We start from the raw sequence: 4,791 nt of genomic DNA, 5'->3' as shown, positions 1-4,791 counted from the left end.
GTCGATCTGGTGCATCCGCTCATGCAGTATTGTCACAATACCGATGTCACCGTTTGAAAGCCAGCGCCAATAAACGAAATGACGTTCATAGCGGAAGAAGTAGCCTTCGATACCGAACTCGGCCGGAACGGGGCGCGATAAGGTTCGGTGATCCGCAATGCCGTTGAAGGCATCAAACAGGCCGGTAATATAGCGGTCGGCCTGCTGCATGCCCCAGCGGTTGAGGGTGTGATGGTATATCTCGTCAAGACGGTAGGACGCAGCATCCTGGATGCGAATATTGGCTTTGGTCATGCCGTGTCAGGCCCGGTTCCGGTTGCGTGCAATTACCTCCGCCGCCGTCAGCGGGTGATACGATGCTTCGGGTGCTGCGTAGGCGTGAGTCAGCTCGGCCTTGAGGCGCTCGAACGTGTCCGCTTCCTTACGTTCCTTGTCTCGTCGGATCAGGTCTCGCACATATTCGCTAACATTCTCGTAGGTGCCATGCTCACCCACATTCGCGGTAACGAATTCGCTGAGTGCGCCGCTGAGGCGAACAGTCATCGTCGTCGTAGCTCGGCTCATGAAACGCTCCTTTCACTCCTTTCATGATTCAATGTTTTATGTGTAATATGATCATTCAATATTGAAGACATGTCAAGAGCCGAAATGGGGTCACCTATGGACAGGTTAGCAAAATGCAGCTCGCACCCTGACCACTGACAGCTGACATGCTTGACGGTAACAAGCAGAGTGGCTAATATAGCTACATGAAAGAAATAAGCGCAAGAGAAGCCAAAAACAATTTCGGTCGATTCCTGGACCTTGCTCAGAGCGAACCGGTCAGGGTGACCAAGCGGGGACGGGCGGCAGGCGTCTTCATGTCGGAAGCCCAGTTTCAAAGACTGCGGGGTGCAGCATGGGAACAGATGGATGCAACTATGGATGCCATGCGCAAAGAAGCTGAGGCCAAAGGACTGACAGACGAAATCCTGGAACAAATGCTCAGTAATGAAAGCTGACAGATTTGTCCTGGACAGCAATGTGCTCATCAGCGCGGCATTATGTGCCACAGGTGCACCAGCTGCCCTGGTCAAGGCCTTGAGAAGGACATCAGCTACCCTGATTTTTTCAAAAGAAACACATGCAGAACTGCATGACCGCCTCATGAAAAGCAAGTTTGATGCTTATATTTGCACTTCACTCAGAAAGCGGTTTCTGACTCAACTGAACCCTGTTTCATTATTCGTTTTCATTTCAAACAGGCCCATGGGATGTCGAGACAAAGATGACGACAAGTTTCTTGAAACTGCAGTCTACGGCCAGGCTGACTGCCTCATCACCGGGGATGAAGATCTCCTGGTTATGCATCCCTTTAAGGGCATACCCGTGTTACGCCCCGCAGATGGATTAGCGCGGTTTTTTCCCGAGTTCTCGTCTCAGAAATGCATCAAACTGTAATCACCTTGTCCGCGTGGCTCATGGCCGTGATGATGTCCAGCATGTTGGTGGTCTGACCGGCTTCCTTGGCATCGGTGAGCCCGAAAAACTCCAGACAGGTGCCGCAGACCAGGACTTTTACCTGGTTTTCTTCCAGCCTCTGCACGGTCTCCAGCACCGGGCTGTCTTTTACAGCCAGCTTGACCCCGGAATTGACAAAAACCACCATCCACAGGCTGCTGCCCATCTCCGGCAGGGTCTTGATGAAGTTCTGCATGAGTTTTGATCCCAGTTCATCGTCACCCGAACCCAGCCTGCTGGTGGACACAAATACCAGGGTGCGCAGGGTTTCACCTGCCCCGGGCCCGGGTGCGGCAGATTCACTGGATTCGGCTGCCGGCGCTTCCCCTCTGCTGGCATGGATGGTCCAGATGTCGCCGTTTTTTTCCGGTTTTTCCAGGACGTAACCCTGGGTGGACAAAAATCTGGATACATTTTCCAGGGCCGGTTCGTTATCCACCTGCACCTGCAGGGTATCCGGGCTTATGGAGTCGATAATTTCCCTGCTTTTGAGTACCGGCTGGGGGCAGGGCAGCCCCCGGCAATCCACTTTTTCTTGCCTGCTCATTTCTTTTCCTTATAATTGACTTAGTTACCGTTGGATTATGCTAATAGCGGTCCAGTCCTCAAAAATCGTACCTATTCACCATCTGTGGCCCAACAGCTAGGGTACGGGGGTTCGGCAAACTGGGTCCCGCACTTACTTTTTCTATGTCTGATCAATTTTCAAATCAAGATTTGCCAGAAAGTAAGTGCGGGATCTGAACGACGTAGGAAGCGTTAATCAAAACCGTAAAACACCGAACCTGATTCAAGGCATGTTACAGAATATACCCTGGTTATCAAATCAGTGTATAGGTTTTGATTTACGCTTCCTTGGAGTGAGTTTTTACGTCCTGTTTGCCGAATTCCCGTACCCTGGAGCACATTTCTTCAGTGAATGGTATTCAAGAATCAAGAAAATTCCTGCCTGAGTCTATTGGCCGCTTCAGCAATGGAGCGTATCTTGGCCGTGGCCACTTCTTCCACATTTACGCAGCGGTTGGCGAAACAGCCGAAACCGCAATCAGTGTTTAAAAAAAGCTGCTCCGGACGATAATGCTGCAGGGCAAGCCTGGTCTTGTCCATGATTTCTTCCGGGGTCTCGGCTTCGGTGGTGCGGGGGTTGACCACTCCCAGCCCCAGTTCTCTGGGGATATCCGTCCCTGGTATACTGCCCGAGAGGGCCTCTCCAACAACCTTTATTTCCCCGGCCCTGGGGGTGGCATACTCCAGCACGTACTGATGCACCTTCATCTTGGTCAAAGCCGGCAGGAGCGGTTCATAATCACCGGTGAGCAGGACGTCTTCCCGGGTGCTCCAGTTGCCCCGGCAGATGTGAATACCTGTGCGCGGCCCACTGATACCATCAATAATCCTGTTCATAAGCTCGGCAGCGTAATCCAGTTCCTCACCCACGTCACGGCGGGTGGCCAGGGTGGCTCACATAAAGGTACGTCTGCCGCACTCCTGGGACATGACTATTTCCGTGAGAACAGGCTCGTCGAACTGGACGAATTCGCACCCGGCCTGAGCAAGCTCCTCAAGCTCGCTGCGCAGGATATGGACCACATCATCGCCCATTTCAAACTGGTCTTTGTAGAACTTTCCGGCATACCTGGTCACCCACATGGACCGGGAAAGCAGATATGGTCCGGGCAGGGTTACCTTTACCGGCTTGTCGGTCAGGGTCTTGACGAACAAAAAATCATTCAGAGCCAGGGGTTCGCGTCTCTGCATGCGTCCCACGCATGTGGGATTGCGGATGGCCGAGGCCGGAACATCCAGCTTGTCCAGCATTTCTTCAAAACCTGACTTATCCTCCACCTCGTCCAGCATTTCCGCCAGGGACATGAGTTTTGTGCCTTCCACCTTGTCCGTGATGAAAGAATAAAAATTGTCCCTGCGGTGCTCCCCGTCCACCAGGATGTCCAGGCCGGCTTCCTCCTGGATCTCAACAGTTCTTGCAACCTCGTCATCGGCAATGCTGTGAAACTCTTCCTTAGACATTCTGCCCAGACGATGGTCCCGCAGGGCCTTGAGCATTTTCTTTGAGCGGGGCCAGCTGCCCACTTGAGTAGTAGTAAACATGACTAAACCACCATTAGTTTGGTTTTAAGCTCGGTTCCCTTAGCCAGGGTAGCCGCCAGGGGTGAGCGTTTGACTGTTTTGTCCCAGGCATCTCGAACTTTTTCCTCGTCATCCATGCTGGAGGCATAGCACTTGACCTCGATCTCGCCAAAACCGGGATCCCCTTCTTCCAGTCCCACATGGGCCAGGACATTGGTCAGCCTGCCCCGCACGGTGATTTCGATGTCGTCCACCTCTATGCCCTCTTTGGAACACTCAGTGGCATACCCTGAAGCCAGGGCTCCGCCCAAGGCTCCCAGCAGGGCTTCCACCGAACAGGGATGTTCGTCCTTTTCTTCAAAGCTTATGGGCTGGCCCATGTTCCAGGAAAAATTGCGGCAATAGACAGTGCTCTTCTGGGATCCTGTAGAACGCGTCCTGACCCGCCATTCGTATTCCCTGGCCTTTTGTTTGTCCTTTTCCAGGGCTTCTTCCTCGGATACCTCTTCTTTCCCCGCGGACTCAGGCCGGCCCCGGCGGACGAAGTAGCGCACAAACCCGTCATCGTCCTTATGCCCCAGGTATTCATGGCTGGCCAGCCGGCACCAGGGAGGAAGATCGTCCTTTACAGTGGCATCCCGGCTGCGCAACTCCAGTATACCCCCCACGGGCACCTTGAGCATGTTTTCCTTGATCATAAGGCTCAGCCCTGATCCACAGTCCAGATCTCCTCCATCGAACATATGATCCGGGGTGATATCATCCACGCTTATCTTTTCCATTTCCTGAGTCATAAACACCTCACAGGGCATGGTATCCGCTCTGAAAAGCGGATACCATGCCGGCTGATCTTAAAGATTAATAGGCTACACTGGGCGATCCTGAAGCCAGCCACTCCACCAGGGCCGCACCTCCGGCCGGGGTTGCCCCTTCAACCAGATCGTCTTCTGTCAGGCCTCTTTTTTTCAAGCACGGGGTGCAGACCCATATCTTGCCGCCAGCGTTGACAAACTTGGTCACCAGTTCCTTGAGAGGAGCAAATGGGGTCCCTTCATCAATTTTTTCAGCCTCGCCTTTGACAGCGCAGTATACTCCGTCGCAGCTGAGAAAAATCATGGTCTCCTTTTCGCTGCCCTGGGCGGCATTGGCCACTACAAAGCCCAATGTGGCCTTGTCTCCGTCGGTTCTGCAATGGGTGATGGT

General features: G+C 53.2%; 8 protein-coding genes. 2 read left to right on the top strand and 6 right to left on the bottom strand.

Features of this window, described 5'->3' with window-relative positions; genetic code table 11:
* Positions 1-294: type II toxin-antitoxin system RelE/ParE family toxin (locus QZP87_RS02085; protein ID WP_291321264.1), on the bottom strand; the 294-nt coding region annotated here is incomplete at its 3' end.
* A gap of 6 nt (positions 295-300) precedes the next feature.
* Complete coding sequence (locus QZP87_RS02080; RefSeq protein ID WP_291321263.1) at positions 301-564, bottom strand: addiction module antitoxin; 264 nt, start codon at positions 562-564, stop codon at positions 301-303.
* A 185-nt stretch (positions 565-749) separates the two neighbouring features.
* On the opposite strand from QZP87_RS02080, the gene QZP87_RS02075 reads away from it, so the two are divergent.
* Together QZP87_RS02075 and QZP87_RS02070 are read left to right on the top strand one after the other, a co-directional pair.
* Positions 750-1,001, top strand: a complete 252-nt coding sequence (locus QZP87_RS02075; protein WP_291321262.1) for a type II toxin-antitoxin system Phd/YefM family antitoxin — start codon at positions 750-752, stop codon at positions 999-1,001.
* A complete protein-coding gene (locus QZP87_RS02070) occupies positions 991-1,440 on the top strand; it encodes a putative toxin-antitoxin system toxin component, PIN family (protein ID WP_291321261.1) in 450 nt (149 codons plus the stop codon). Before QZP87_RS02075 ends, QZP87_RS02070 begins: the two co-directional genes overlap by 11 nt.
* Here the strand turns inward: QZP87_RS02070 and yedF are convergent.
* The 4 genes from yedF to QZP87_RS02050 all read right to left on the bottom strand — a co-directional run.
* Positions 1,430-2,047: a sulfurtransferase-like selenium metabolism protein YedF gene (gene yedF, locus QZP87_RS02065; protein ID WP_291321260.1), complete on the bottom strand. Its 618-nt coding sequence runs from the start codon at positions 2,045-2,047 to the stop codon at positions 1,430-1,432. The two genes, QZP87_RS02070 and yedF, sit on opposite strands and share 11 nt — an antisense overlap.
* Positions 2,048-2,433: 386 nt before the next feature.
* Positions 2,434-3,609, bottom strand: coding sequence for a cobalamin-independent methionine synthase II family protein (locus QZP87_RS02060; RefSeq protein ID WP_291321259.1), 1,176 nt, complete (start codon positions 3,607-3,609; stop codon positions 2,434-2,436).
* Positions 3,610-3,611: 2 nt separating this feature from the next.
* Complete coding sequence (locus QZP87_RS02055; protein ID WP_291321258.1) at positions 3,612-4,382, bottom strand: OsmC family protein; 771 nt, start codon at positions 4,380-4,382, stop codon at positions 3,612-3,614.
* Positions 4,383-4,446: 64 nt separating this feature from the next.
* A partial coding sequence (locus tag QZP87_RS02050; RefSeq protein WP_291321257.1) for a DsrE family protein occupies positions 4,447-4,791 on the bottom strand: 345 nt, incomplete at its 5' end.

Origin of the sequence: Desulfonatronospira sp. (assembly GCA_003563255.1) — a bacterium.
Taxonomy (GTDB): Bacteria; Desulfobacterota; Desulfovibrionia; order Desulfovibrionales; family Desulfonatronovibrionaceae; genus Desulfonatronospira.
This window is presented reverse-complemented; position numbering and strand designations above follow the sequence as displayed.

Coding starts and splice junctions, on each gene's coding strand:
- QZP87_RS02080 (WP_291321263.1), bottom strand. CDS start 564: ATGAGCCGAGCTACGACGACGATGACTGTTCGCCTCAGCGGCGCACTC.
- QZP87_RS02075 (WP_291321262.1), top strand. CDS start 750: ATGAAAGAAATAAGCGCAAGAGAAGCCAAAAACAATTTCGGTCGATTC.
- QZP87_RS02070 (WP_291321261.1), top strand. CDS start 991: ATGAAAGCTGACAGATTTGTCCTGGACAGCAATGTGCTCATCAGCGCG.
- yedF (WP_291321260.1), bottom strand. CDS start 2,047: ATGAGCAGGCAAGAAAAAGTGGATTGCCGGGGGCTGCCCTGCCCCCAG.
- QZP87_RS02055 (WP_291321258.1), bottom strand. CDS start 4,382: ATGACTCAGGAAATGGAAAAGATAAGCGTGGATGATATCACCCCGGAT.